General features: G+C 69.2%; 20 protein-coding genes. 12 read left to right on the plus strand and 8 right to left on the minus strand.

The features are described 5' to 3' along the window. Positions 1-41: 41 nt before the first annotated feature. The gene (locus OIE75_RS18500; protein WP_064728797.1) at positions 42-1,073 is read left to right on the plus strand and encodes an alanine racemase; all 1,032 of its coding nucleotides are present in this window, start codon (positions 42-44) and stop codon (positions 1,071-1,073) included. Positions 1,074-1,151: 78 nt separating this feature from the next. Here the strand turns inward: OIE75_RS18500 and OIE75_RS18505 are convergent, their stop codons facing one another. Together OIE75_RS18505 and OIE75_RS18510 are read right to left on the minus strand one after the other, a co-directional pair. Next, positions 1,152-2,660 carry a glycosyltransferase family 87 protein gene (locus tag OIE75_RS18505; protein WP_329471509.1) on the minus strand — a complete coding sequence of 503 codons (1,509 nt, stop codon included), beginning with the start codon at positions 2,658-2,660 and terminating at the stop codon, positions 1,152-1,154. 130 nt (positions 2,661-2,790) lie between these two features. Then, a complete protein-coding gene (locus OIE75_RS18510) occupies positions 2,791-5,154 on the minus strand; it encodes a transglycosylase domain-containing protein (RefSeq protein ID WP_329471510.1) in 2,364 nt (787 codons plus the stop codon). A gap of 625 nt (positions 5,155-5,779) precedes the next feature. Between OIE75_RS18510 and OIE75_RS18515 the strand changes: the two genes are divergently transcribed. From OIE75_RS18515 to OIE75_RS18530, 4 genes are all read left to right on the plus strand, one after another. Further along, positions 5,780-6,457, plus strand: a complete 678-nt coding sequence (locus OIE75_RS18515) for a PadR family transcriptional regulator (RefSeq protein WP_307013714.1) — start codon at positions 5,780-5,782, stop codon at positions 6,455-6,457. Positions 6,458-6,501: 44 nt separating this feature from the next. After that, positions 6,502-7,584 carry an inositol-3-phosphate synthase gene (locus tag OIE75_RS18520; RefSeq protein WP_307013715.1) on the plus strand — a complete coding sequence of 361 codons (1,083 nt, stop codon included), beginning with the start codon at positions 6,502-6,504 and terminating at the stop codon, positions 7,582-7,584. 78 nt (positions 7,585-7,662) lie between these two features. Beyond that, positions 7,663-8,925: an MFS transporter gene (locus OIE75_RS18525; RefSeq protein WP_307013716.1), complete on the plus strand. Its 1,263-nt coding sequence runs from the start codon at positions 7,663-7,665 to the stop codon at positions 8,923-8,925. Positions 8,926-9,048: 123 nt separating this feature from the next. Next, the gene (locus tag OIE75_RS18530; RefSeq protein WP_307013717.1) at positions 9,049-9,558 is read left to right on the plus strand and encodes an LppU/SCO3897 family protein; all 510 of its coding nucleotides are present in this window, start codon (positions 9,049-9,051) and stop codon (positions 9,556-9,558) included. Between the two features lie 139 nt (positions 9,559-9,697). Here OIE75_RS18530 and OIE75_RS18535 read toward each other — a convergent pair whose 3' ends face one another. Continuing rightward, positions 9,698-11,149, minus strand: a complete 1,452-nt coding sequence (locus tag OIE75_RS18535; RefSeq protein ID WP_329471511.1) for a CCA tRNA nucleotidyltransferase — start codon at positions 11,147-11,149, stop codon at positions 9,698-9,700. A 225-nt stretch (positions 11,150-11,374) separates the two neighbouring features. On the opposite strand from OIE75_RS18535, the gene OIE75_RS18540 reads away from it, so the two are divergent. From OIE75_RS18540 to trxA, 7 genes are all read left to right on the plus strand, one after another. Continuing rightward, positions 11,375-13,771, plus strand: coding sequence for a DUF6049 family protein (locus tag OIE75_RS18540; RefSeq protein WP_329471512.1), 2,397 nt, complete (start codon positions 11,375-11,377; stop codon positions 13,769-13,771). Positions 13,772-13,815: 44 nt separating this feature from the next. Continuing rightward, on the plus strand, positions 13,816-16,335 hold the full coding sequence (murJ, locus tag OIE75_RS18545; protein WP_329471513.1) for a murein biosynthesis integral membrane protein MurJ: 2,520 nt from the start codon (positions 13,816-13,818) through the stop codon (positions 16,333-16,335). A gap of 139 nt (positions 16,336-16,474) precedes the next feature. Beyond that, positions 16,475-18,166: a serine/threonine protein kinase gene (locus tag OIE75_RS18550; RefSeq protein ID WP_329471514.1), complete on the plus strand. Its 1,692-nt coding sequence runs from the start codon at positions 16,475-16,477 to the stop codon at positions 18,164-18,166. A 28-nt stretch (positions 18,167-18,194) separates the two neighbouring features. Then, a complete protein-coding gene (gene sigM / locus OIE75_RS18555) occupies positions 18,195-18,929 on the plus strand; it encodes an RNA polymerase sigma factor SigM (RefSeq protein WP_329471515.1) in 735 nt (244 codons plus the stop codon). Then, entirely contained in the window at positions 18,926-19,843 is a 918-nt protein-coding gene (locus OIE75_RS18560; protein WP_307013723.1) for an anti-sigma factor family protein, read from the plus strand. The genes sigM and OIE75_RS18560 overlap by 4 nt, the downstream gene beginning before the upstream one ends. Before the next feature lie 161 nt (positions 19,844-20,004). Continuing rightward, positions 20,005-20,973, plus strand: coding sequence for a thioredoxin-disulfide reductase (gene trxB, locus OIE75_RS18565; RefSeq protein WP_307013724.1), 969 nt, complete (start codon positions 20,005-20,007; stop codon positions 20,971-20,973). 37 nt (positions 20,974-21,010) lie between these two features. Then, positions 21,011-21,343, plus strand: coding sequence for a thioredoxin (gene trxA / locus OIE75_RS18570; protein WP_122616554.1), 333 nt, complete (start codon positions 21,011-21,013; stop codon positions 21,341-21,343). Positions 21,344-21,424: 81 nt separating this feature from the next. On the opposite strand, the gene OIE75_RS18575 is transcribed toward trxA, so the two are convergent. From OIE75_RS18575 to OIE75_RS18595, 5 genes are all read right to left on the minus strand, one after another. After that, positions 21,425-22,042: a GNAT family N-acetyltransferase gene (locus tag OIE75_RS18575; RefSeq protein WP_122616555.1), complete on the minus strand. Its 618-nt coding sequence runs from the start codon at positions 22,040-22,042 to the stop codon at positions 21,425-21,427. A gap of 298 nt (positions 22,043-22,340) precedes the next feature. Continuing rightward, a complete protein-coding gene (locus OIE75_RS18580; protein WP_307013725.1) occupies positions 22,341-23,441 on the minus strand; it encodes a ParB/RepB/Spo0J family partition protein in 1,101 nt (366 codons plus the stop codon). After that, positions 23,438-24,511 (minus strand): ParA family protein, encoded by a 1,074-nt coding sequence (locus tag OIE75_RS18585; RefSeq protein WP_163015882.1) that lies wholly within the window; start codon positions 24,509-24,511, stop codon positions 23,438-23,440. Before OIE75_RS18585 ends, OIE75_RS18580 begins: the two co-directional genes overlap by 4 nt. Before the next feature lie 265 nt (positions 24,512-24,776). Beyond that, positions 24,777-25,496, minus strand: a complete 720-nt coding sequence (gene rsmG / locus OIE75_RS18590; protein WP_234956468.1) for a 16S rRNA (guanine(527)-N(7))-methyltransferase RsmG — start codon at positions 25,494-25,496, stop codon at positions 24,777-24,779. A 125-nt stretch (positions 25,497-25,621) separates the two neighbouring features. Next, a complete protein-coding gene (locus OIE75_RS18595) occupies positions 25,622-26,134 on the minus strand; it encodes a Jag family protein (RefSeq protein WP_307013726.1) in 513 nt (170 codons plus the stop codon). Between the last annotated feature and the right edge of the window lie 8 nt (positions 26,135-26,142).

Here is a 26,142-nt window from a genome sequence, read left to right on the forward strand (position 1 = left end):
CCGCACCTCTGACAGCCACCAGAAAGGTTCCAGGTCCGGCCATGGCGCTCACGCTCTACGTCGACACCGCGCGCTGGCGGGCGCACCACAAGCACGTGCAGGAGCAGTTCCCCGGGCTGGTCCCGGTCTGCAAGGGCAACGGCTACGGCTTCGGGCACGAGCGGCTGGCGGAGGAGGCGACCCGGCTCGGCTCGGACGTACTGGCCGTGGGCACCACCTACGAGGCCGCCCGGATCAAGGACTTCTTCGGTGGTGACCTGCTGGTCCTGACGCCGTACCGGCGCGGCGAGGAGCCCGTTCCGCTGCCCGACCGCGTCGTGCGCTCGGTGTCGTCCATCGACGGCGTGTACGGCCTCGTCGGCGCCCGTGTGGTCATCGAGGTGATGTCCTCGATGAAGCGGCACGGCATCAGCGAGCAGGACCTCCCCCAGCTGCACGCCGCCATAGAGAACGTCCGGCTGGAGGGCTTCGCCATCCACCTGCCGCTCGACCGTACCGACGGCTCGGACGCCGTCGAGGAGGTCATCGGCTGGATGGACCGGCTGCGCGCGGCCCGACTGCCGCTGCACACCATGTTCGTCAGCCACCTCAAGGCCGATGAACTGGCCCGGCTCCAGCAGCAGTTCCCGCAGACCCGGTTCCGCGCCCGGATCGGCACGCGGCTGTGGCTCGGCGACCACGAGGCGACCGAGTACCGCGGTGCGGTCCTGGACGTCACGAGGGTCGCCAAGGGCGAGCGCTTCGGCTACCGGCAGCAGAAGGCCGCCTCGGACGGCTTCCTGGTGGTCGTGGCGGGCGGTACGTCGCACGGAGTGGGTCTGGAGGCTCCGAAGGCGCTGCACGGCGTCATGCCCCGGGCCAAGGGCGTCGCCCGGGCCGGCCTCGCCACGGTCAACCGCAATCTCTCGCCGTTCGTCTGGAGCGGCAAGCAGCGCTGGTTCGCGGAGCCTCCGCACATGCAGGTGTCGATCCTGTTCGTGCCCTCGGACGCGGCGGAACCCACGGTGGGCGACGAGCTGGTGGCCCATCTGCGGCACACCACCACGCAGTTCGACCGCATCCTCGACCGCTAGCGCGTCGGCCGAGGCACGGGCCGTACACGACGTTTCCGTGTACGGCCCTTCTCCATGTACGGTCCCGCACGCGTTCGCTCAGAGCGAACTGCCGGTCGGCCGTCGCGTACCCCACTCCACCCGTGGGCCCTCGAAGCGGGCCGTGCGCTGATCGGTCTGAGCGGCGGGGCCCAGGACGAAGACGTCCTCGGCGCCGTCGAGCACGCCGCCCGACGGGTCGTCGTCACCCGTCCGCCGGACCGGGTCCCGGTCCGGCATCAGGATGTCGCGCACCACCATCACGCAGAGGAACAGCGTTCCCAACAGGTGCACGGCGATGGCCCAGTGGTAGCCGTCCGTGGGCAGGCCCTTGTGGGCGTCGCCGCTGGTCGTGTACGCGAGGTACATCCAGATGCCGAGGAAGTAGGCCACCTCGCACGCCTGCCAGATCAGGAAGTCCCGCCACTTCGGCCGGGCCAGCGCGGCCAGCGGCACCAGCCACAGCACGTACTGCGGTGAGTAGACCTTGTTGGTGAGGATGAAGGCCGCCACGATCAGGAAGGCGAGCTGGGCGAACCGCGGACGACGGGGTGCGGTCAGTGTGAGCGCCGCGACGGCGCCGCAGCACAGCAGCATCAGCAGCGTGGCAAGGGTGTTGACGGTCTCGGTGCTGGGCGGGCTGTCGGTGTTCTGGACCAGGATCAGCCAGAAGGAACCGAAGTCCACGCCGCGTTCCTGGCTGAACGTGTAGAACTTCGACCAGCCGTCGAAGGCGAACAGCATCACCGGCAGGTTGACCACGAGCCAGGCGCCGGCCGCGCCTCCCAGGGCCTTTCCGAACTCCCGCCATCTACCCGCGCGCCAGCACAGGACGAGCAGGGGGCCGAGAATCAGGAAGGGATAGAGCTTGGCGGCCGTGGCGAGGCCCAGCAGCACGCCGAAGGCCACGGGGCGCTCCCGTGACCACATCAGCATCGCGGCGGCCGTCAGGGCGACCGCCAGCAGGTCCCAGTTGACGGTGGCGGTCAGCGCGAAGGCGGGCGCCAGGGCGACGAGCAGACCGTCCCAGGGGCGCCGGGCGTGCGTACGGGTGACGCAGACCGCGATGACGGCCGCGCAGGCCATGAGCATCCCGGCGTTGACCATCCAGTACCACTGCTCCTGGTCCTGGATGGTGCCGCTGCCCGGCGTGAGCCAGGTCGCCACCTCCATGAACACACCGGTCAGCACGGGGTACTCCAGGTACTCCATGTCGCCGGGGAGCTTGTCGAAGTACGGCACGAGTCCGTCGACGAAGCCACGCCCCTGGTAGAGGTGCGGAATGTCCGAGTAGCACGCGTGCGTGTACTGGGAACTGGCGCCGAAGAACCAGGCCCCGTTGTAGCAGGGTGCCTTCTGGACCAGACCGAGGGCGAACATGCCGATCGCCACGAGTGCGATCACGCGCACGGGGGTCCACCAGGACCTGCCGAGCAGGGCGCGTCGGCCCACGGGGCCGCCGATCAGCTCGCTGCCGGCCGCGGCGACCGTGTCCTCCCTGGTCGGCCGCACCGGGTCCGGCTCGTGCACGCTGGCTGGCGTCGATTCTGCACTGGGCATGGGGCACATCCTGCCGTACGCACCTGGGAACACGCGGGGGCCGCCGCACCCTGATGGATGCGGCGGCCCCTGTTTCACGTGAAACTTGCGACTGTTCCCCGTGTTTCACGTGAAACAGTCAAGCCGGACGTTTTGACCGCTAGCCGTTCGGGCCCCGGATGAATCCGCCGTCGTCCTCTTCGCCCGTTTCACTGGGTGATGTCGAGGGCGATGGACTGTTGCCGGTTCCTCCCGCATCGTTGCCGCCGTTGCCGTTGCCGTTGCTTCCGTTGTTCCCGTCGTCGCAGTTGAAGTCGAAGGGACCGCAGGACTCGGTCGGCGTGGGGGAGGGGGTGACCTCCGTCTTGCTGGGCGACGGCGTCGGGGACGGACTCGGCTTCTCCTCCGTCACGGAGGGCGAGGGAGTCGGGGTCGGCGACGGGGCGTCGTTGATGACCTCGCCGATGGGCTCGGGCTTCGGGAACTTCTCGACCTTCTCGCCCTTCATCGCGTCTTCCATGTAGTCCTGCCAGATCACGGACGGGAAGGACGCACCGTGGATCTTCTCCTCGCCACCCGTTCCGTACATCTCCAGGAACGAACGGTTCTTGATGGTCTCGTCGTCCGGGTACCGGAACATGCTGATCGCGGTCGACAGCTGCGGGGTGTAGCCGACGAACCAGGCCGACTTGTTGCCGTCCGTCGTACCGGTCTTGCCCGCCACCTCACGGCCCTGGAGCTGGGCGTTGGTGCCCGTGCCGTCCTCGACGACGGTCTTGAGGACGTCCGTGACGTTGTCCGCGACCTTCGCGGTGAACGCCTGCTTGGTCTCCACCTTGTGCGAGAAGAGCGTGCCGTCCTTGTTCGTCACCTTGGTGACCGAGAACGGATCACGCTGCTTGCCGCTGTCCGCGAAGGTGGCGTACGAGCCCGCCATGCGGATGGCACTCGGGTCCGAGACACCGATGGAGAACGAGGGGTAACCCGCTCCCGCCAGGCTGTCCTCCAGGAGTCCCGCGTCGACCGCGGACTCCTTGACCTTGTCCAGTCCGACGTCCATGCCGAGCTGGACGAACGCGGAGTTGACCGACTCCCGCATGGCCTCACGAAGGTCGATCTTGTAGTCGGGCGCCTCACCGACGGAATCCTTGCCGTCGTTCTCCTGGCGCCACTGCTCGCCCTTCTCGTTCTGCCAGATCGACCCGTCGTAGTTCTTGATCTTGAGGTTGTTCTTCCCGCTGTACAGGCTCTTCGGGGAGACGACCGTGCGCTCGTCCTGGGGCTGGGTCTCGGCGCCGTCGGGATCACGCACGCCCCACTTCATCGCCGCCGCGAGCACGTACGGCTTGAAGGTCGAACCGACCTGGGCGCCGGTGACGTCGGCGTTGTTGGTGAAGTGCTTGGTGGCGTCCTCACCGCCGTAGATGGCCTCGATGGCACCCGTCTCGGGGTTCACCGAAGCCCCGCCGAACTGGACGTGGGTGTCCTTCTCGGGGCGCTTCTTGGGGTCGATGTTCTTCTTGTAGACCTTCTGGACGGCCTTCTCGAGCTCGTCGACCTTCTTCTTGTCGAAGGTCGTGTAGATCGAGTAGCCACCCTTCTCCAGCTGCTGCTCCGACACGTCGGTGTTCTTGATCACGGAGGACTTCGCGAGCCTGACGAGGTAGCCGATCTGGCCGCCCAGCTGCGCGTTCGACTCCGGGTTCTTCCACTTGGGGAGATCGGTGTACTTCGCCCGGTCCGCCTGGCTCAGATGCCCGTACTCCACCATCTTGTCGAGGGTGTCCTGCATCTGGTTCCTGGCACGGTCCTGGTTGGCCTCGGGCGTGGCCGCCGGGTCGATCGAGGTCGATCCCGCCGGGTCGTAGTACGTGGCGCCCTTGAGGACCGCCGACAGGAAGGCACACTGCCCGGCGTTCAGGTCGACGGCGTCCACATTGAAGTACGCCCGTGAGGCGGCCTGGATGCCATAGGCGCCGCGGCCGTAGTACGCGGAGTTGAGGTAGCCCTCGAGGATGTCGTCCTTGGACACATCGGTGCCGACCTTGATCGAGACGAAGATCTCCTTCACCTTGCGGGAGATCGTCTGCGACTGGTCATTCAGCATCGCGTTCTTGACGTACTGCTGGGTGATGGTGGAGCCACCCTGCGTGTCACCGCCCTTGGCCATGTTGAACACGGCGCGGGCGATGCCCTTGGGGTCGATGCCGCTGTCGGAGTAGAACGTCTTGTTCTCCTGGGAGATGATCGCGTTGCGCATCTCCTTGGGGATCTGGGAGAGGTCGACGCTCTGCCGGTTGCGCTCACCACCCGTGGCGACCATCCGGCTGCCGTCGGCCCAGTAGTAGACGTTGTTCTGCGCCGTGGCCGAATCGTCGACGACGGGGACGCTCACCATGGCGTAGGCGATGCCCGCGGCGGCCACCATCGTGCCGAAGAAGCCGATGCACAGCCCGGAGACGAGCTTCCAGGAGGGCACCCAGCGGCGCCACCCGTCCCGGTCGTAGCGCGGATAGTCGATCATCCGCTTCTTGCCGGCCACGGCAGCTGCACGCCGGCCACCGCGGCCCGGCTCGGCCGCTCTGCGGCGGCCACCGCCCCGCTGTGCCGCGCGCCGGGCTTCGGCCCGACTGCCGTACTGACGTTCCTCGCTCTCCGGACCGTACGAGCCGGACGGAGACCCTGTGGCGTCTCGCGGCGCCGCACGGCGGCCGGAGGACGAGCCGGACTGACCGCGTCGGGCCGCGGCACGTCCGCCTCCCTGCGGCTGCGGCGCTTTGCGACGGTGCTCGCTCATCGAACGACTACTCCTCGGGCAGGCGCACCTTTGCGCACCTGGAAAAGGCGGCTGGTTTCCGGTCCCCCCGAAGTACGGATGCGGCCCCTTCCGCATTCACCCGTACTGCACCAGGGACAGGGACGCCCCCGTGCGTCACGCGGTTCCCGGTGGTTTGCATGGCGCACAGACTACGCACCGCCAAAACCCCCGAGTCCCGAAGTTCACCTCAAATCAGGCAACTTGCTCACGATGAAACCCTGATGTGATCCCGTTCACCACGTCCGCTCTTGTCGCACGCGCAACCTCGTTCTATCGTGCTGATGTATCGACTCGATACATCAGAGCGGCATAAGGGCGAGAGGAGGCGACGATGAGCCGGCGATCCGGCATCCTCGAGTTCGCCGTACTCGGCCTGCTCCGCGAGTCCCCCATGCACGGCTATGAGCTGCGCAAACGGCTCAACACATCACTGGGTGTGTTCCGGGCGTTCAGCTACGGGACGCTCTATCCCTGCCTCAAGACGCTGGTCGCCAACGGCTGGTTGATCGAGGAACCCGGGAACATCGGCGAGGCCGCGGCCTCCCTCACGGGACGTCGCGCCAAGATCGTCTACCGGTTGACGGCCGACGGTAAGGAACATTTCGAGCAGCTCCTTTCACAGACGGGCCCGGACGCGTACGACGACGAGACGTTCGCCGCTCGCTTCGCGTTCTTCGGGCAGACGTCGCGTGACGTACGCATGCGCGTGCTCGAGGGCCGGCGCAGCCGGCTGGAGGAGCGCCTGGAGAAGATGAGGGCCTCCCTGGCCCGCACCCGGGAGCGGCTCGACGACTACACGCTTGAGCTGCAGCGCCACGGAATGGAGTCCGTGGAGCGCGAGGTGCGCTGGCTGAACGAGCTCATCGAGAGCGAGCGGGCGGGGCGGGATCTGCGAGGTCCCGTCGCCGAGGGGACCGCACATCAGGACACGACATCTGGAGCGACGGGCGGCCTGCCCCGGCCGGGGGACGAACCCCTGCCGGATACGCCCGGCGACACCGCCACGTGAGCGCCCAGTCAGGGCCTCACTCGTACACACAGGGAGCAACCGGAATGGGTTCGGTTCGCGTAGCCATCGTCGGTGTGGGCAACTGCGCCGCATCGCTGGTTCAGGGCGTCGAGTACTACAAGGACGCCGATGCGGAGTCCAAGGTCCCGGGCCTGATGCACGTCCAGTTCGGCGACTACCACGTCCGCGACATCGAGTTCGTCGCCGCCTTCGACGTGGACGCCAAGAAGGTCGGCCTGGATCTCGCGGACGCCATCGGCGCCTCCGAGAACAACACCATCAAGATCTGCGACGTGCCGAACAGCGGCGTCCAGGTCCAGCGCGGCCACACGCTCGACGGTCTCGGCAAGTACTACCGCGAGACCATCGAGGAGTCCGCCGAGGAGCCGGCCGACATCGTCAAGGTCCTCAAGGACAAGCAGGTCGACGTCCTGGTCTGCTACCTGCCCGTCGGTTCCGAGGACGCGGCGAAGTACTACGCCCAGTGCGCCATCGACGCCAAGGTCGCCTTCGTCAACGCCCTCCCGGTCTTCATCGCCGGCACCAAGGAGTGGGCGGACAAGTTCACCGAGGCCGGTGTCCCGATCGTCGGTGACGACATCAAGTCGCAGGTCGGCGCCACCATCACGCACCGCGTCATGGCGAAGCTGTTCGAGGACCGGGGCGTCGTCCTGGACCGCACGATGCAGCTGAACGTCGGCGGCAACATGGACTTCAAGAACATGCTCGAGCGCGACCGCCTCGAGTCGAAGAAGATCTCCAAGACGCAGGCCGTCACCTCGCAGATCCCCGACCGGGACCTCGGCGAGAAGAACGTGCACATCGGCCCGTCCGACTACGTCGCGTGGCTGGACGACCGCAAGTGGGCCTACGTCCGCCTGGAGGGCCGCGCGTTCGGCGACGTCCCGCTGAACCTGGAGTACAAGCTCGAGGTCTGGGACTCCCCGAACTCCGCGGGTGTCATCATCGACGCCCTGCGCGCCGCGAAGATCGCCAAGGACCGCGGCATCGGCGGCCCGATCCTGTCGGCGTCGAGCTACTTCATGAAGTCCCCGCCGGTCCAGTACTTCGACGACGAGGCCCGTACCAACGTCGAGAAGTTCATCGCGGGCGAGGTCGAGCGCTGACGCGCGAGGACTCAGCTCCGCAGAAGGTCCCCGGGTCGCGTGACCCGGGGACCTTTCCCGTATGTGAGGCTGTGCCCCATGGCCGTCGTCCGTGACCTGCGCGTCCTGCTGCGCCTGAAGGGCTTTCGGCGCCTGCTCGCCGTGCGCCTGCTCTCCCAGGGCGCCGACGGCGTCTACCAGGTCGCGCTCGCCACCTACGTCGTCTTCTCCCCGGAGAAGCAGACCTCGCCCGCCGCCGTCGCCTCCGCGATGGCGGTCCTGCTGCTCCCCTACTCCCTGGTGGGCCCCTTCGCGGGCGCCCTGCTGGACCGCTGGCGCCGCCGCCAGGTCTTCCTGTACGGCAACCTGCTGCGCGCCGTGCTGGCCTCGGTGACGGCGGTACTGATGATCGCCTCCGTCCCGGACTGGCTCTTCTACGTCTCCGCGCTCTGCGTCACCGCCGTCAACCGCTTCGTCCTCGCGGGACTGTCCGCCGCGCTGCCCCGGGTGGTCGACGCCGAGCGCCTGGTGATCGCCAACTCCCTCTCCCCGACGGCCGGCACCCTCGCCGCGACGGCGGGCGGCGGCCTGGCCTTCGTCGTACGCCTCGTGATCGCGGACTCCGACGCGGCCGTGGTGCTGCTCGGCGCGGCCCTGTACCTCTGCGGGGCACTCGCCTCGCTGCGCATCGCCGTCGAGCTGCTGGGCCCCGACCCCGGGCGCATCCCGCCGCGGGTCGCCTCCGCGCTCGCCGGCACCGCCCGCGACCTGGTGGCAGGGGTACGCCACCTCGCCGCACCCGCTCGCCGGGAGGCGGCCTGGGCGCTCGCGGGCATGACCCTTATGCGCTTCTGCTACGGCGCCCTGCTGGTCATGCTGCTGATGCTGTGCCGGTACGCCCTGGCCTCGGACACGGAGGAAGGGCTCGCCCTGCTGGGGCTGGCTCTCGGTGTCTCCGGGGCGGGCTTCTTCGCGGCCGCGGTCGTCACCCCCTGGGCGGCGGGGCGGCTGGGGCCGGGCCGCTGGATGGCCGTGTGCGCGGCCGCGGCCACGGTGCTGGTGCCGGTACTCGGCCTGCCGTTCGCCACGGTGCCGCTGCTCGCGGCGGCGTTCGTGCTGGGCCTGACTACGCAGGGGGCGAAGATCGCGACCGACACGGTCGTGCAGTTCTCGGTCGACGACTCCTTCCGCGGCAGGATCTTCTCCGTCTACGACGTGCTGTTCAACGTCGCCTTCGTCGGCGCCGCCGGGGTGGCCGCGCTGATACTGCCGGCGGACGGCCGGTCGGTGCCGCTGGTGTTGACGGTTGCCGTGATTTACGGAGCGGTTGCTGCGGCTATGGCCCGGTTTGAGAGCCAGTAAGTGTCACATCAGTGACACAGAGCCCTACCGGAGTGCGGACTTGCCAGTGGGACCCGATAACTTACGTGCGTCTTATCTCGCGGCATGTCCGCGACACGTGCCTATTTTCCAGGGGGACCCCCAGTGACCACTCAGCCGCCGCCGCAGGGCAACCCGTTCGCCCAGGGCCAGCCGCAGGCTCCGCAGCAGCCCCAGGGACAGAACCCCTACGCGCAGGGGCAGCAGGGCTTCCCGCAGCAGCCCGGTCAGCCCGGCGTCCCCCCGCAGGGCGCGCCGTACGCGCCGATCCCGCCGGAGCCGGCCCGCCGCAAGCCGAGCTTCAAGATGATCAAGAACATCGTCATCGCTGTGATCGTCGTGGGTGTCGCGGTGGGCGGGTACATCGCCAGCCGGGACGACGCCGAGCAGGCAGCCGTGGGTGACTGCCTGAAGTCCGCGTCGTCGTCCTCGGACCGCATGGAGGTCGTGGACTGCTCCTCCTCGGAGTCCGAGGGCAAGGTCCTCAAGAAGGTCAAGGGGCACTTCACCTCGATCAGCGCCGAGACCGAGTGCCGGAAGGTCGATGGAGCCACTGGCTTCTACGCCGAGACCGGCGACGGAGAAGAGTTCCTGCTCTGCCTCGGCGAGGCCTGAGAAATCCAGGGCACAGCCCGACTGCTGCTTCGGGGCCATGTTTCACGTGAAACATGGCCCCGAAGCAGCACGACGGCGGCACAGCGGCAGCGCATGAGGAGAGGGCGCTACGTTTCACGTGAAACGTAGCGCCCTCTCCTCATGCGGATTCCACGCGCTGCGCCCACCAGTCCTTGAGCGCAGCCACCGCCGCGTCGTGCTCCATCGGGCCGTTCTCCAGGCGGAGTTCCAGCAGGTGCTTGTAGGCCTGGCCGACGGCCGGGCCGGGGGGAACTCCGAGGATCTCCATGATCTGGTTGCCGTCCAGGTCGGGGCGGATCGCGTCCAGTTCCTCCTGCTGCTGGAGCTGGGCGATCCGGTCCTCCAGGCCGTCATACGCGCGTGCGAGAGCCGATGCCTTGCGCTTGTTGCGGGTCGTGCAGTCGGACCGGGTCAGCTTGTGGAGTCGGTCGAGCAGCGGGCCGGCGTCACGGACGTACCGGCGGACCGCTGAATCCGTCCACTCGCCCGTGCCGTAGCCGTGGAAGCGCAGGTGCAGCTCGACCAGGCGGGAGACGTCCTTCACCAGGTCGTTGGAGTACTTGAGCGCGGTCATGCGCTTCTTGGTCATCTTGGCCCCGACCACCTCGTGGTGGTGGAAGGAGACCCGGCCGTCGCTCTCGAAGCGGCGCGTGCGGGGCTTGCCGATGTCGTGCAGCAGGGCGGCCAGGCGGAGGGTCAGATCGGGACCCTCGCTCTCCAGGGCCATCGCCTGCTCCAGGACGATGAGCGTGTGGTCGTAGACGTCCTTGTGCCGGTGGTGCTCGTCACGCTCCAGGCGCAGCGCCGGCAGCTCGGGCAGGACCCGGTCCGCGAGGCCGCTCTCCACCAGCAGGGTCAGTCCCTTGCGGGGGTGCGAGGAGAGGACGAGCTTGTTCAGCTCCTCCCGGACCCGCTCGGCCGAGACGATGTCGATACGGCCGGCCATGTCCTTCATGGCGGCCACCACCTCGGGCGCGACCTCGAAGTCGAGCTGCGCCGCGAAGCGCGCGGCTCGCATCATCCGCAACGGGTCGTCCGAGAAGGAGTCCTCCGGAGTGCCCGGAGTGCGCAGCACACGCGCCGCGAGGTCGTCGAGCCCGCCGTGCGGATCGATGAACTCCTTCTCCGGAAGCGCGACCGCCATCGCGTTCACCGTGAAGTCGCGCCGGACGAGGTCGTCCTCGATGGAGTCGCCGTAGGACACCTCCGGCTTGCGCGAGGTGCGGTCGTACGCCTCGGAGCGGTAGGTCGTCACCTCGATCTGGTAGCCGTCCTTCTGCGCCCCGACCGTCCCGAAGGCGATCCCGACCTCCCAGACGGCGTCCGCCCAGGGGCGCACGATCGCCAGTACGTCCTGGGGACGGGCGTCGGTCGTGAAGTCCAGATCGTTGCCGAGCCGGCCGAGCAACGCGTCCCGGACCGAGCCGCCGACCAGGGCGAGAGAGAACCCGGCCTCCTGGAAACGGCGGGCAAGTTCGTCGGCGACGGGGGCGACCCGCAGTGGTTCGCGCATCGCGGGGGACGGCTCCGGGCTCAGGGCGCTGGGGCTGGCTTCGTTGACGTTCGGCACAACAGAACAGGGTACGTGGCCCGGGCGGAGCCAGGCGCCCCCATTGATCGCGGCCCGAATCCCCCAGTTCGGCCCCGCTCCCTTTATAGGCGCACATACGGGGCGGCCCGCCCCCGCAGGCGATCTTGTGGCGTACGCCGCGGCACTTCCTCTCCGCGCACATCGTTACCATGCGTGGACGCACATTCCGACGACCACTGATCACGACGAGGGACGGGCGAGCGCGTGGCCGAGGCGGCAGACTTCCAGGGGACCAGTCCCTCACCTGCCCGCCGGTGGCTCCGGCGCACCACGGCACTGCTCGCCGGGGCGCCGCTGCTGGCCGGCCTGGTCCAGCTGCCCACGGCCGGCGCGGCACACGCCGACGGCAAGCCGTCCGCCCGGGCCGACGGCGATTCGGGCCCGGTGGCCGTCGCCGTCGACTCGCTGACCCCCTCGGCGCCCACGGACGGGGACACGGTGACCGTGTCCGGCACCGTCACCAACAACGGCAAGCAGGCCGTCACCGACGCCCACGTGGGCCTGCGCGTGGGCCCCGAGGTGGACACCCGCTCGTCCGTCGACTCGATCGCCAAGGAGAGCGACAACCTCCAGGGGTCCATCGCCCCGGAGATCGAGAACAAATACACCGAGAAGTTCTCCAAGCTGGTCCCGGGCGTGGCCGAGCACTTCAACATCTCCGTGCCCGCCGACGACCTGAACCTCGGCGAGGACGGCGTCTACGAATTCGCCGTCTCGCTCTCCGGGCAGACCTCCGCACAGCCGTGGGAGCAGATCCTCGGCATCCAGCGGACCTTCCTGCCGTGGCAGCCCGGTGGGGCCGACACCAAGACGAAGACGACGGCCCTGTGGCCGCTGATCTCCACCACGCACATGGCCGCCGAGACGGGGCCGAACGAGGAGCAGACCCCGGTCCTCCTCAATGACGACCTGGCCAAGGAGATCTCCCCCGGCGGCCGGCTGAACCAGATGCTGACGCTGGGCAAGGATCTCGACGTCACCTGGGTGGTCGACCCGGACCTGCTGGCCTCCGTCGACGCGATGACCGGCAGCTACCGCGTCCGGGACGGCGAGAACACCGTCGCCGGAACCCATCAGGACGTCGCCAAGCAGTGGCTCGCCGACTTGCAGGACGCGGTGGCCGACAAGGAGGTCGTCGCCCTCCCCTTCGCCGACCCCGACCTGGCGTCCCTGGCCCACAACGGCACGGACGTCACCGGCTCACTGAGCCAGCTGAAAAGCGCCACGGACGTGATCGAAGACACGGTCGGGACAATCCTCCACGTGAAGCCGAGCACCGAGTTCGCCTGGCCGGTGGACGGCGCCGTCGACCGGTCGATCGTCAAGGTCGCGACCTCCGCCGGCGCCGACAAGGTGATCGCCCGCAGCGACAGCCTCCAGGAGAGCAACGGTCTCTCGTACACGCCGTCCGCCGCCCGCCCCGTCGGCGGCGGCACCACGGCCGTCGTCGCGGACGCCCGGCTGTCCACGGCGTTCGAGGGCGACCTGACGAAGGCGTCCTCGTCCACGCTGGCGGTGCAGCGGTTCCTCGCCCAGAGCCTGGGCCTGGGCCTCCAGACCGGGAAGCAGCGCAGCGTGGTCATCGCACCGCAGCGCATGCCGTCCGGGAGCCAGGCACGCGCGATGGCCGAGGCGCTGCGCGCGCTGCAGGGGAGCACCTGGTCCGAGTCCCAGAAACTGGGGGCCGCCGCGGGGGCCAAGCCGGACCCGGACGCCACCACGAAGGTTCCGGGGACCTCGTCGTACCCCTCGGAACTGCGCAAGAACGAGCTGCCGCGGTCGGCGTTCGAGGAGATCGCCCGGACCCAGGGCACGCTCGACAACTTCCAGGTCGTCCTGTCCAACCCGTCCCGCGTGGTGACTCCCTTCGGACGCGCCCTCAACCGGGAGATGTCCGTGTCCTGGCGGGGCCGGACCACCGAGGCGGAGTCGTTCCGCGACGGCGTGAAGCGTTACCTCGACGGGCTCACCGGCCGGGTCAGACTGATCGACAAGTCCGAGACCAAGCTCTCCGGGCGCAGCGCCACCATCCCGGTGACGGTGCAGAACAACCTGGTGCAGGACGTCGGGCCCCTGGTTCTACGGCTCACCTCGACCAACCCGACGCGCCTGGAGATCGACGGCGACCGGTACGAGGAGCAGCCGATCTCGGTCTCCGGCGGCCACAGCCAGTCGGTGAAGTTCCCCACGTCCGCCAATGCCAACGGCCGGGCGACGGTGATCGCCCAGCTGTACACGATGGACGGACGCAAGTACGGCAAGCCCGTCACCTTCGACGTGAAGGTCACCGAGATCACGGCCACCGTGATGCTCGTCATCGGCGGCGGTGTCCTGCTGCTCGTCCTCGCCGGCTTCCGGATGTACACGCAGCGCAAGCGCGCCGCGGCCCGGGACGCCGAGAAGAACGGTTCCGACGGGTCGGAGGCGCCCGAGGACCCCGAAGACGGACCGGAGAACCCGGACGGCACCGAGGGGCGTCTCAAGAAGGAGTCCGAGGCACCGGCCCGGGCAGGCGACCCCGAGCAGCCGAGTGACCCGACACCAAACGCCGCAACGGAAAGCACGGACCCGTCCGGCACGGGTGAGAGAGTGGACCGTTGAGGATGTCGTGGCCGGTCGGCCCGGGACGATGAGGTGGGGTAGCGATGAACGCGCCGTACGACGGTGACCGCGGTCGGTCCGCGGACGGCTCGGGCCACCCCGAGGGCCCGCCGCAGGACCCCCGTCAGACGCCGCCGCAGCCGCCCGCGGACATGTACCTCCAGGACGCCTACGACCAGGATCCCTACCGGGCACAGGACCTCTCCGCCCAGGACCCGGTCTCCGAGGCGCTCTACGACCGCGCCGCGCACCCCCCGCCGCCGCCGGGCGCGTACCCGCAGCAGCCGTTGTACTCCCAGCCCGCCCAGTCGCCGCATGCCCCCGACCCGCGCGTCTGGGGGCAGACCCCGGCCCCCGAACCGGAGGGCCCGACGCAGTATCTGCCGTACGGCGACGACCCGCGGACCACCCAGTTCGTCGGCGTGGACGACCTGGTCACCCAGGCCGGTGACCAACGCCACGAGCCGGACGCCTTCGCGCACCTCTTCCGCGACCAGCAGCAGGGCGGCGGCCACCCCTCGTACGACGACCACGCCGGCGTACCCGCACCCGCCCAGGCACCGGGGCCGTACGGCGCTCCCCAGGGCCCGGCCCCGTACGGCGGCCCCGAGGGCCCCACCCAGTACGGCGGCCCCCAGGGCCCGGCCCCGTACGGCGGCCCGCAGGGACCGGCGCAGTACGGCGGCCCGCAGGGACCGGCGCAGTACGGCGGCCCGCAGGGACCGGCCCAGTACGGAGCCCCGCAAGGGACCGGCCCCTACGGAAACCCTCCGGCACCCGGCCAGTACGGCGGCCCGGCACCGGGGCATGAGCAGCACGCGCCACCCGCTCCCGGCCAGTACGCGGTCGCCCCGACCCCGGAAGCGGCCGAGGCCCCCCTCGTGGAGCCCGAGCCGGCTTCCGCGGCCGCTCCGGCCGGCGCGGCCAAGAAGGGCGGTCGCGCGGGTGGCCTCCTGAAGTCGAGCGCCGTGATGGCCGCGGGCACGATGGTGTCGCGGCTGACGGGGTTCATCCGGTCGGCGCTGATCGTCTCGGCTCTGGGCGTCGGGTTGCTCGGAGACACCTTCCAGGTCGCCTACCAGCTGCCCACGATGATCTACATCCTCACCGTCGGCGGCGGCCTCAACTCTGTCTTCGTACCGCAGCTCGTCAGGGCGATGAAGGACGACGAGGACGGTGGCGAGGCCTTCGCCAACCGTCTGCTGACCCTCGTCATGGTGGCGCTGGGCGCCCTGACCGTGATCACCGTCTTCGCCGCACCCCTGCTGATCCGGCTGCTGTCCAACCCTGTCGCCAGTGACCCGGCCGCGAACGAGGTCGGTATCACCTTCGTCCGCTACTTCCTGCCGTCGATCTTCTTCATGGGCCTCCATGTGGTGATGGGGCAGATCCTCAACGCCCGCGGCAGGTTCGGCGCGATGATGTGGACGCCGGTCCTCAACAACATCGTCATCATCGTGACCCTGGGGATGTTCATCTGGGTCTACGGCACCGCAGAGAACTCGGGGATGAAGGTCACCAGCATCCCGCCGGAGGGCGAGAAGCTGCTCGGTATCGGGGTGCTGCTGGGCCTCGTCGTCCAGTCCCTGGCCATGATCCCCTACCTGCGAGAGACGGGGTTCCGGCTCCGCCCGCGCTTCGACTGGAAGGGCCACGGACTCGGCAAGGCCGTCACCCTCGCCAAGTGGACGGTCCTGTTCGTGCTCGCCAACCAGGCCGGCGCCATGATCGTCATTCAGCTCTCCACCGCGGCCGGCAAGGCCTCGCCCGTCGACGGCACCGGCTTCGCCGCCTACGCGAACGCGCAATTGATCTGGGGCCTGCCCCAGGCCATCATCACCGTCTCCCTGATGGCCGCCCTGTTGCCCCGCATCTCCCGCTCGGCGTCCGAGGAGGACGGCGGAGCGGTGCGGGACGACATCTCCCAGGGCCTGCGCACCACAGCCGTCGCCATCGTCCCTGTGTCCTTCGCATTCGTCGCGCTCGGCATTCCGATGTGCACGCTCATGTTCGGTTCCTCGGGCACCGGCGAGGCCACCAACATGGGCTACATGCTGATGGCCTTCGGCCTCGGCCTCATCCCGTACTCCGTCCAGTACGTCGTCCTGCGCGCCTTCTACGCCTACGAGGACACCCGGACGCCCTTCTACAACACGGTCATCGTGGCCGTGGTCAACGCCGCCGCCTCGGGACTCTGTTTCCTCCTGCTGCCAGCGCGCTGGGCCGTGGTCGGCATGGCCGCCTCCTACGGCCTGGCCTACGTGATCGGTGTGGGCATCGCCTGGCGCAGGCTGCGCAAGCGGCTCGGCGGCGACCTCGACGGCGCCCGGGTGCTGCGGACGTATGCCCGGCTGTGCATCGCGTCCGTCCCGGCCGTCCTGCTCAGTGGCGCGGCCTGCTACGCCATCACCAGGTCGCTCGGTCAGGGTGTCGTGGGATCGTTCGCCGCGCTGCTGGCCGGCGGGCTACTGCTGTTCGGTGTCTTCTTCGTCGCCGCCCGCCGGATGCGCATCGAGGAGGTCAACTCTCTGGTCGGCATGGTGCGCGGACGCCTGGGACGCTGAGACCCGGGGTAGGCGCACAACCATCGTCCGCCGCCGTGTGTCGTGCATAGCGCCGGACTGTGGGCACAATTGGGTTCGGCGTCGGACGCGCGCATCGGGAGTCGGCCGACGCGCATCGAATGGGGAGGCAGGAACGACGGTGGCGGAACGGAGCACAGCTGCCGTCGACGTGGCAGACAACAGCGGTGATGAGCCGCTGACCGCACAGGCGGACCAGTCCACGGCCGACGGGGTGGCCAACAACCGGGAGCGGGACACGGACAGCGACGAGGCACAGGGGACCCCCACGAGCGAGGAAACCGGCAAGGCCTCGCCTCCCGAACTGCACAGCGGGCACAAGCTCGCCAGACGCTACCGCCTCGAGGAGTGCGTCACCCGTCTGGACGGCTTCAGCAGTTGGCGGGCCGTCGACGAGAAGCTCCGCCGCGCCGTCGGAGTCCACATCCTGCCGACCGACCACACGCGGGCCCGCTCCGTGCTGGCCGCGGCACGCTCCTCCGCGCTGCTCGGCGATCCCCGCTTCGTCCAGGTGCTGGACGCCGTCGAGGACAACGATCTCGTCTACGTCGTCCACGAGTGGCTCCCCGACGCCACGGAGCTGACCGCGCTCCTCGCCTCCGGCCCGCTGGAGGTGTACGACGCCTACCAGATGGTCAGTCAGGTGTCCTCCGCCATGGCGGCCGCCCACCGTGAGGGCCTCGCCCATCTGCGGCTGAGCCCCAACGCGGTGCTGCGTACGTCGTCGGGGCAGTGGCGGATCCGCGGCCTCGCTGTCAACGCCGCACTGCGCGGCATCAGTTCCGCGTCCCCCCAGCGCACCGACACGGAGGCCATCGGCGCCCTGCTGTACGCCACGCTCACCCAGCGCTGGCCGTACGAGACCGACGCCCACGGTCTGGCCGGTCTGCCCAAGGACATCGGTCTGATCCCCCCGGACCAGGTCCGCGCGGGCGTCCACCGCGGTCTGTCCGAACTGGCCATGCGGGCGCTCGCCAACGACGGCGCGACCGCCTCCCGGCACGAGGCCCCGTGCACCACGCCGGAGGAGCTGGTGAAGGCGATCGGCGAGATGCCCCGCATCCGCCCGCCGGAGCCCTCGTACACCGCACCGCCCGACTACCAGCGCACCGCCTATCAGCAGGGTGCGTACGGCCGTCCGGCACCGCGCCCCGGCGCCACCCAGGCGGTGCAGGCGCCGCCGCCCCCGCTGCAGAGCCGTACCGGCAAGGCGCTGAAGTGGAGCGTCTCCGCTCTGCTGATCGCCGCCCTCGGCCTGGGCAGCTGGCAGCTGGCGGACGCGCTCATGGAGCGCGGCGGCAAGTCCGACGACCAGAACCAGACGCAGACGACGGACGGCGACAACGACAAGAGCACGAAGAAGCCGGTCAGTGGGCCGATCGCCATCGCGAGCGCGCACGACTTCGACCCGTTCGGCGACGACGGGTCCGAGTACCCGGAGAACGTCAGCAAGGCCTACGACGGCAGCCCGAGCACGTACTGGCAGACAAGCCACTACGCGAGCGCCGACTTCGGGCGGCTCAAGCCGGGTGTGGGCATCGTCGTCGATCTGGGCAAGGTCCAGCAGGTCGGTAAGGTGGCCGTGTCGTTCGGTGGGGACACCTCGGTGGAGCTCCGGGCCGGCGGCGACACCGACTCGGAACCACAGTCCTTCAAGGGTTACACGAAGGTTGCCGGTGGCTCCGGCACAACGGTGGACCTCAAGCCGGACGAGGCCCTCCGGACCCGCTACCTACTGGTCTGGCTGACCGAGCTGCCGCTGACGGACGGGCAGTTCCGGGGCCGCGTCGCCGACATCAAGGTGACCAGCTGACGACATCTGCCCGAAGGGGGAGGATCCGATGGCGGAAGGCGCCGGGTACGACGGGGTGAGCGATCAGGATCTGCTCACCCGCCACGTCGACGGCGACCCCGAAGCCTTCGGTGAGCTCGTCCGTCGTCACCGCGACCGGCTCTGGGCCGTGGCTCTGCGGACGCTGGGAGACCGGGAGGAGGCGGCCGACGCCGTTCAGGACGCGCTCGTCTCCGCCTACCGGGCCGCCCACACCTTCCGCGGACAGGCGGCCGTCACGACGTGGCTGCACCGGATCACCGTGAACGCCTGTCTCGACCGGGCACGCAAGGCCGCTTCCCGGAAGACCTCCCCGGTCGACGACACCGAGCGCCTGGAGCAGCTCCTGGAGCCGCACGAGTCGGCCTCCGCCCCCGCCGAGCGCAACGACCTGCACCGCCAGCTGCTGAAGGCCCTGGGTACCTTGCCGGCCGACCAGCGAGCAGCCCTCGTCCTGGTGGACATGCAGGGATACCCCGTCGCCGAAGCCGCCCGGATCCTCGACGTACCGACCGGCACGATCAAGAGCAGGTGCGCCCGGGGCAGAGCCAGACTCCTGCCGCAGCTCTCCCATCTACGCCCGGAGGGCAGCGGCGGGGGCGGCGAGGACAGGAAGTCCGGCACCGAGCGGAACCGGACGCCGGGGACATCCGTCCCACCGGCAGCGGAACCGCACCGTGCGGGTCCGCCGGAGAACGGGCCGAGCGATTCAGCCGCAGTGAAGGGCGGAGGTGGACGAGCGTGACGTCGTCGACGACAGACAGGGCCGGGCACCCGGACGTCGCGGAGATCTCCGACCTCGCCGAAGGCCTCCTCCCGACCACCCGGACGACCGACATACGGCGGCATCTGGAGGGGTGCGACCTCTGCGCGGACGTCTACGCCTCACTGGAGGAGATCCAGGGGCTGCTCGGAGCCCTGCCGGAGCCGGAACGGATGCCGGACGACGTGGCCGAGCGCATCGACGCCGCCCTGGCGGCCGAGGCGGCGCTGGACGCCACCACAGGGGGAGCCGCGTCCAGCGACGACAGCGCGCGTGTTTCACGTGAAACATCGGCACCACCCTCGGCATCGGCGGCAGCCGACCGTCCCGCCGGGCATGCCCGTCCCTCCTCCACTGGCCCGGGCCGCAAGGACCGTCGGCGTGGGGGCAGGCGCAGGATCGCCGTACTCGGCGCCGTGGCCGCCGCAGCCGCCATCGGCCTCGGTTCGGTCGTCGTGTCCTCCCTGACCGGGGGGAGCCCATCGGACGACACCGCCCACGGACAGCAGTCGGCGCCGGCGGACACCTTCTCCGAGGGCAGGCTCCAGGACAAGGTCACCGGCCTCCTCTCGGGCGGGCAGGCCAACGAGAGCGGACCGCGCACCCCCCGTACCTTCGGCACGGAGTCCGAGAACGGCAACGAGACCGGTGCCGAGAACCATGTCTTCAAGCAGCCGACGATCCCGGAGTGCATCGAGAAGGGCATCGGCCGCGACGACGCCGTGATCGCCACGGAGAAGGGCGTCTACCAGGGCAAGGACGTCCTGCTCGTGGTCCTGCCCGACGCCTCCAACGACTCGCGGGTCACCGCCTACATCGTCGACTCGTCGTGCGTGCGGGAGCCCGCCGTCAGCAAGGCCCAGATCCTCTTGAAGCACTCCTACGCACGTTCGTAGCGATCAGGCTCTTCTCTCCCTTCCCGCGCCCCGGCGCCGTTCCCGTGTGCCCGGGCACGGCGGGAATGCGCGCCCCGTAGGATCCGTTAGGTGGGGTGAGAGTTCCGAGTGCAGCTTCACCCGGCCCCGAAGAAGCTAGTCCAGAGACGAGGAATGCAGCCGTGAGCGACGTCCGAAACGTGATCATCATCGGCTCCGGGCCCGCCGGCTACACGGCGGCCCTGTACACCGCGCGTGCTTCGCTGAAGCCGCTGGTGTTCGAAGGAGCCGTCACCGCGGGCGGAGCACTGATGAACACCACCGAGGTGGAGAACTTCCCCGGCTTCCAGGACGGCATCATGGGCCCCGAGCTCATGGACAACATGCGCGCCCAGGCCGAGCGCTTCGGCGCCGAGCTGATCCCGGACGATGTCGTCGCCGTCGACCTGTCGGGCGAGATCAAGACCGTCACCGACACCGCGGGCACGGTCCACCGGGCCAAGGCCGTCATCATCACCACCGGCTCCCAGCACCGCAAGCTCGGCCTGCCGAACGAGGACGCCCTCTCCGGACGCGGCGTCTCCTGGTGCGCGACCTGTGACGGGTTCTTCTTCAAGGACCAGGACATCGCGGTGATCGGCGGTGGTGACACCGCGATGGAGGAGGCCACGTTCCTCTCCCGCTTCGCCAAGTCCGTGACGATCGTCCACCGCCGGGACACCCTGCGCGCCTCCAAGGCGATGCAGGAGCGCGCCTTCGCCGACCCGAAGATCACGTTCGTCTGGGACAGCGAGGTCGCGGAGGTCCAGGGCGACCAGAAGCTGTCCGGCCTGAAGCTGCGCAATGTGAAGAACGGCGAACTCTCGGACCTGCCGGTGACTGGCCTGTTCATCGCGATCGGCCACGACCCGCGCACCGAGCTCTTCAAGGGCCAGCTCGACCTGGACCCGGAGGGCTACCTGAAGGTCGAGGCTCCGTCGACCCGTACCAACCTGACCGGTGTCTTCGGCGCCGGTGACGTGGTCGACCACACCTACCGCCAGGCGATCACCGCGGCCGGCACCGGCTGCTCCGCCGCTCTCGACGCCGAGCGCTTCCTCGCCGCGCTCAGCGACGAGGACAAGGCGGAGCCCGAGAAGACCGCCGTCTGACCCCCCATCCCCGCACCAACCAGTTAAGGAGCCCGCCGTGGCCGGCACCCTGAAGCATGTGACCGACGACTCCTTCGAGCAGGACGTCCTCAAGAGCGACAAGCCCGTCCTGGTGGACTTCTGGGCCGCCTGGTGCGGTCCGTGCCGCCAGATCGCGCCGTCCCTCGAGGCGATCGCCGCCGAGTACGGCGACAAGATCGAGATCGTCAAGCTGAACATCGACGAGAACCCGGGTACGGCCGCCAAGTACGGCGTCATGTCCATCCCGACCCTGAACGTCTACCAGGGTGGCGAGGTGGCTAAGACCATCGTCGGCGCCAAGCCGAAGGCTGCGATCGTTCGCGACCTCGAGGACTTCATCGCCGACTGACGTTTCACGTGAAACACGAAGGGGCCGACCCGCATGGGTCGGCCCCTTCGTGTACGGCGACTTCCTCGTCCCGGCTCACCGCTACAACGGACGCAGCGCGGGTTCCTTCTGAACGGCTCCGAGCAGGCGGTCCAGCGCCAACTCCACGTCTTCCTTCCAGGACAGCGTGGACCGCAGATCCAGCCTCAGCCGCGGATGGCGGGGGTGGGGGCGGACCGTCTTGAAGCCCACCGCCAGCAGATGCTCCGCGGGCAGGACACAGGCCGGCTCCTTCCAGCGTGCGTCCCCGAAGGCCTCGATCGCCTTGAAGCCCCGGCGCAGCAGATCCTTGGCGACCGTCTGGACCATCACGCGCCCGAGCCCTTGTCCCTGGTAGCCCGGCATCACGAACGCCGTGATCAGCTGCACCGCGTCGGACGAGACGGGGCTGGTGGGGAACGCTGTCGAGCGGGGCACGTAGGCCGGCGGGGCATAGAGAACGAAGCCCACCGGCACATCGTCGACATAGACCACCCGGCCGCACGATCCCCAGTCCAGCAGCACGGCGGAGATCCAGGACTCCTTCTCCAGGGCGGGCGTCCCGGCCTTTACCGCGGCTTCGCCGCTGACGGGATCCAGTTCCCAGAAGACGCACGAGCGACAGCCCTGGGGAAGGTCCTGAAGGTTGTCCAGCGTGAGCGGTACGAGCCGGCGCCCCATGAAGGCTGTTCCTCGCTTCCTTCGCCTGCCGCGTCACGAGCGGCTGTCAGAGCGCTCCGTTCCCTGAGCAGGCTGCCGATGAAGCCACCGACCGCGCCCAGCCCCAAGCCCGCGCTCACCAGTCCGGTGCGGCCCATCGTGCGCATGGCCCCTGCCTTCCTCTCAGAGGTATTGCCAGGTGATGACCCATCCCGATCGCATCGTATCCACGATGCGCCGGTCCCGACACCGACGCAAAGCAAAGGGCGGGCCGTGTTCCGGTATGCACCGGACACGGCCCGCCCTGGCGGCCTGTGCTTCAGGAGTCGAGGTCTTCGTCCTCGTCGTCCAGGAGCCCCTTCTGCAGCACGGGACCTTCACCGGGGGCGAGGCTTCCGAGGATCCGCTCAAGGTCGTCCATGGAGGCGAACTCCACGGTGATCTTGCCCTTCTTCTGTCCCAGGTCGACCTTCACTCGGGTCTCGAAGCGGTCGGACAGCCGCGTCGCCAGGTCGGACAGCGCCGGGGAGACCAGGGAACCGGCTCGCGGGCCCTTGGCACGCTGCGGCTTCTGGGGCCGGGAACCCATCAGGGTCACGATCTCCTCGACCGACCGCACCGAGAGCCCTTCGGCCACGATGCGGTGCGCGAGGCGATCCTGCTCCTCCGGGTCGTCGACGGAGAGCAGCGCCCGGGCATGCCCCGCGGAAAGCACGCCCGCGGCCACCCGGTTCTGCACCTTCGGCGAGAGCTTCAGCAGACGCAGCGTGTTGGAGACCTGAGGCCGGGAGCGCCCGATCCGGTCGGCCAGCTGGTCGTGCGTGCAGTTGAAGTCCTTCAGCAACTGGTCGTAGGCGAAAGCCTCTTCCAGCGGGTTCAGCTGGGCACGGTGCAGGTTCTCCAGGAGGGCGTCCAGGAGAAGCTTCTCGTCCTCCGTGGCCCGGACGATCGCCGGGATGGCCTCCAGCTCAAGCTCGCGGCAGGCCCGAAAACGACGCTCGCCCATGATCAGCTCATAGCGGCCCTGACCGATCGGCCGGACGACGACCGGCTGGAGGAGCCCGACCTCCCTGATGGAGGTGACCAGCTCGGCCAGCGCGTCGTCGTCGAAGTCCTTACGCGGCTGCTTCGGGTTCGGCGTGATGGCGTCGAGAGGGACCTCGGCGAAGTGCGCCCCCATGGGTGCCCGGAGACCCTCCGCGCCACCGGATGCCGCCGGCTCCTCTGTTTCACGTGAAACAGGGGGCAGCGTGGCCACCTTCGCCGCGGCCACCCCGCGCTCGTTCGGCAGCAGCGGCATGGTCCCCGGAGAAGCGGAGACCGCATTCCCCAGCGCTGCCGAAGCCACCGACTTCTCCGTCGGGGCGTTGGGGATCAGTGCGCCCAGACCACGGCCCAGCCCCCTCCGTCGCTCACTCACTGGATCCCCTCCACCATGTTCGGGTCATTCTGTGCGCCGAGGTGAGCGTGCGTCGCCTCGTACTGGACGCCCACGCCCTTCAGCGCCATCTCACGTGCCGCCTCCAGATAGGAGAGGGCTCCACTCGATCCTGGATCGTAGGTCAGTACCGTCTGCCCGTAGCTCGGGGCCTCAGAGATACGGACCGAGCGGGGAATGCTCGTCCGCAGCACCTCTTCGCCGAAGTGGCTGCGCACCTCGTCCGCGACCTGGGACGCGAGCCGCGTCCGGCCGTCGTACATGGTGAGCAGGATGGTCGACACATGCAGCGTCGGGTTGAGGTGCCCTCGGACCAGATCGACATTGCGGAGGAGCTGTCCCAGCCCTTCCAGCGCGTAGTACTCGCACTGGATCGGGATCAGCACCTCCTGGCCTGCGACAAGCGCATTGACCGTCAGCAGACCGAGGGAGGGCGGGCAGTCGATGAGGATGTAGTCCAGCGGCTGCTCGTATGAGGCGATCGCCCTCTGGAGCCGGCTCTCCCGGGCGACCAGAGAGACCAGTTCGATCTCGGCACCGGCGAGATCGATCGTGGCGGGCGCACAGAACAGACCCTCGACATCCGGGACCGGCTGGACCACTTCCGAGAGCGGTCGGCTCTCGACGAGTACGTCGTAGATGGAGGGGACGTCGGCGTGGTGATCGATACCCAGGGCGGTGGACGCGTTGCCCTGCGGGTCCAGGTCGACGACCAGGACTCTGGCACCGTGGAGGGCGAGTGAGGCGGCAAGGTTGACGGTCGTCGTCGTCTTGCCCACACCGCCCTTCTGGTTGGCGACCACCATGACCCGGGTCTGCTCGGGTCGCGGCAGCCCTTCGCCGGCGCGCCCCAGAGCCTCCACCGCCAGTTGGGCAGCGCGACCGATCGGAGTGTCGTCCATCGGAGGCGGTGTTTCACGTGAAACATCCGCTCCCATCGACTCGGTACGGGGACCGGGGACCGGATCGGTCATCGGTCCCGCGATATTGGCGTCGGACCGCAAGGATTCACTCTCCTCGACTTCAGGCTCGCAATGAACAGAGCCTCCCATGCCTTCGGGGTCATGAACCAGTGAGGCCTGGTGTTCTGTGGAGAAATCCACCTCTGTGGACAACTCCGCCCCCTCTCCGAGCGACCCGAGAGGCTTTCGGTCGCGGGGGTCGGCCGCAGCGCGGCCGCGACTGATGATGCCGTGCAGCAGTGAGCGACGTTTCACGTGAAACACGATGCACAGCGTGCGATGCCGAACTCCCGCGACACTCCGGCATGCGTAGGTTTGGCAGCTTGTGTGGAGTACGGCCGGACGCCAGGACGGGTCAGCCGCGACGCCGACGCGTGCGCCCCGTCCGGGCCGCCTTGGCTCGTTTGGCGGCGAAGCGCACACCACCGGGGCTCTCGCCGACCTCGACCCGCACCACGGTGGACAGGGGGTCCACGACGCCCTCGCCCACCTGAAGGACGGATGTCTTCTCGGCACCCAGCTTGCTCAGTGCGGTGGCCGCCGCCTTCAGCTCCTCCTCCGCCGTGTCGCCCTTGAGCGCGAGCATCTCGCCGTACGGGCGCAGCAGGGGAATCCCCCAGGTGGCGAGGCGGTCGAGCGGGGCGACGGCACGAGCCGTCACCACATGCACCGGCGGCATCTTGCCCATGACCTCCTCGGCCCGGCCGCGCACGACGGTCACATGGTCCAGGCCCAGCAGCTCCACGACCTCGGTCAGGAAATTCGTGCGCCGCAACAGCGGCTCCAGCAGAGTGATCTTCAGGTCGTCCCGCACCAGCGCCAGGGGGATCCCGGGCAGACCGGCGCCCGACCCGACGTCGCACACCGTCACACCCTCGGGCACGACCTCCGAGAGCACCGCACAGTTCAGCAGATGCCGCTCCCACAGGCGGGGAACCTCACGCGGGCCGATCAGGCCGCGCTTCACCCCCGCCTCGGCAAGCAGCTCCGCGTAGCGGACCGCGTCCGCGTAGCGATCGCCGAACACGACACGCGCCTGCTCGGGTACAGGGGGAAGCTCCGCTGCCTCCGTCACGGGGACCGTCCTTCCGTACGGCGCCCGGCGCACCAGGCGCCGGTGCCAGAACCACCAGAACTATCAGGCTGACAAAACTCGGCCCCGCCTGCGCAACAGACGGGGCCGGAGAACGAGAGAACCGATCAGGCGGGAAGCACGACGACGAAGCGCTCGGGCTCCTCGCCCTCGGACTCGCTGCGCAGCCCTGCGGCCTTGACCGCGTCGTGCACGACCTTGCGCTCGAACGGGGTCATCGGCTCCATCCGCACGGACTCGCCGCTGCTCCTGACCTCGGCCGCGGCCTTGGCGCCCAGCTCGGACAGCTCGGCGCGCTTCTGGGCCCGGTAGCCGGCGATGTCGAGCATCAGTCGGCTGCGGTCACCGGTGTCCCGGTGCACGGCCAGGCGCGTCAGCTCCTGCAGAGCCTCCAGCACCTCACCGTCCCGGCCGACCAGCTTCTGGATGTCGCGACTGTTCGAGTCGCTGATGATCGAGACAGAGGCACGGTCTGCCTCGACGTCCATGTCGATGTCGCCGTCGAGGTCGGCGATGTCGAGCAGGCCCTCCAGGTAGTCCGCGGCGATCTCGCCCTCCTGCTCGAGGCGGGAGAGGGTGTCTGCGCCCTCGGCAGCGGCGGAGGTGGTGCCTTCCGTCACGGGATGGA

This window comes from Streptomyces sp. NBC_01723 (genome assembly GCF_036246005.1).
Lineage (GTDB): Bacteria > Actinomycetota > Actinomycetes > Streptomycetales > Streptomycetaceae > Streptomyces.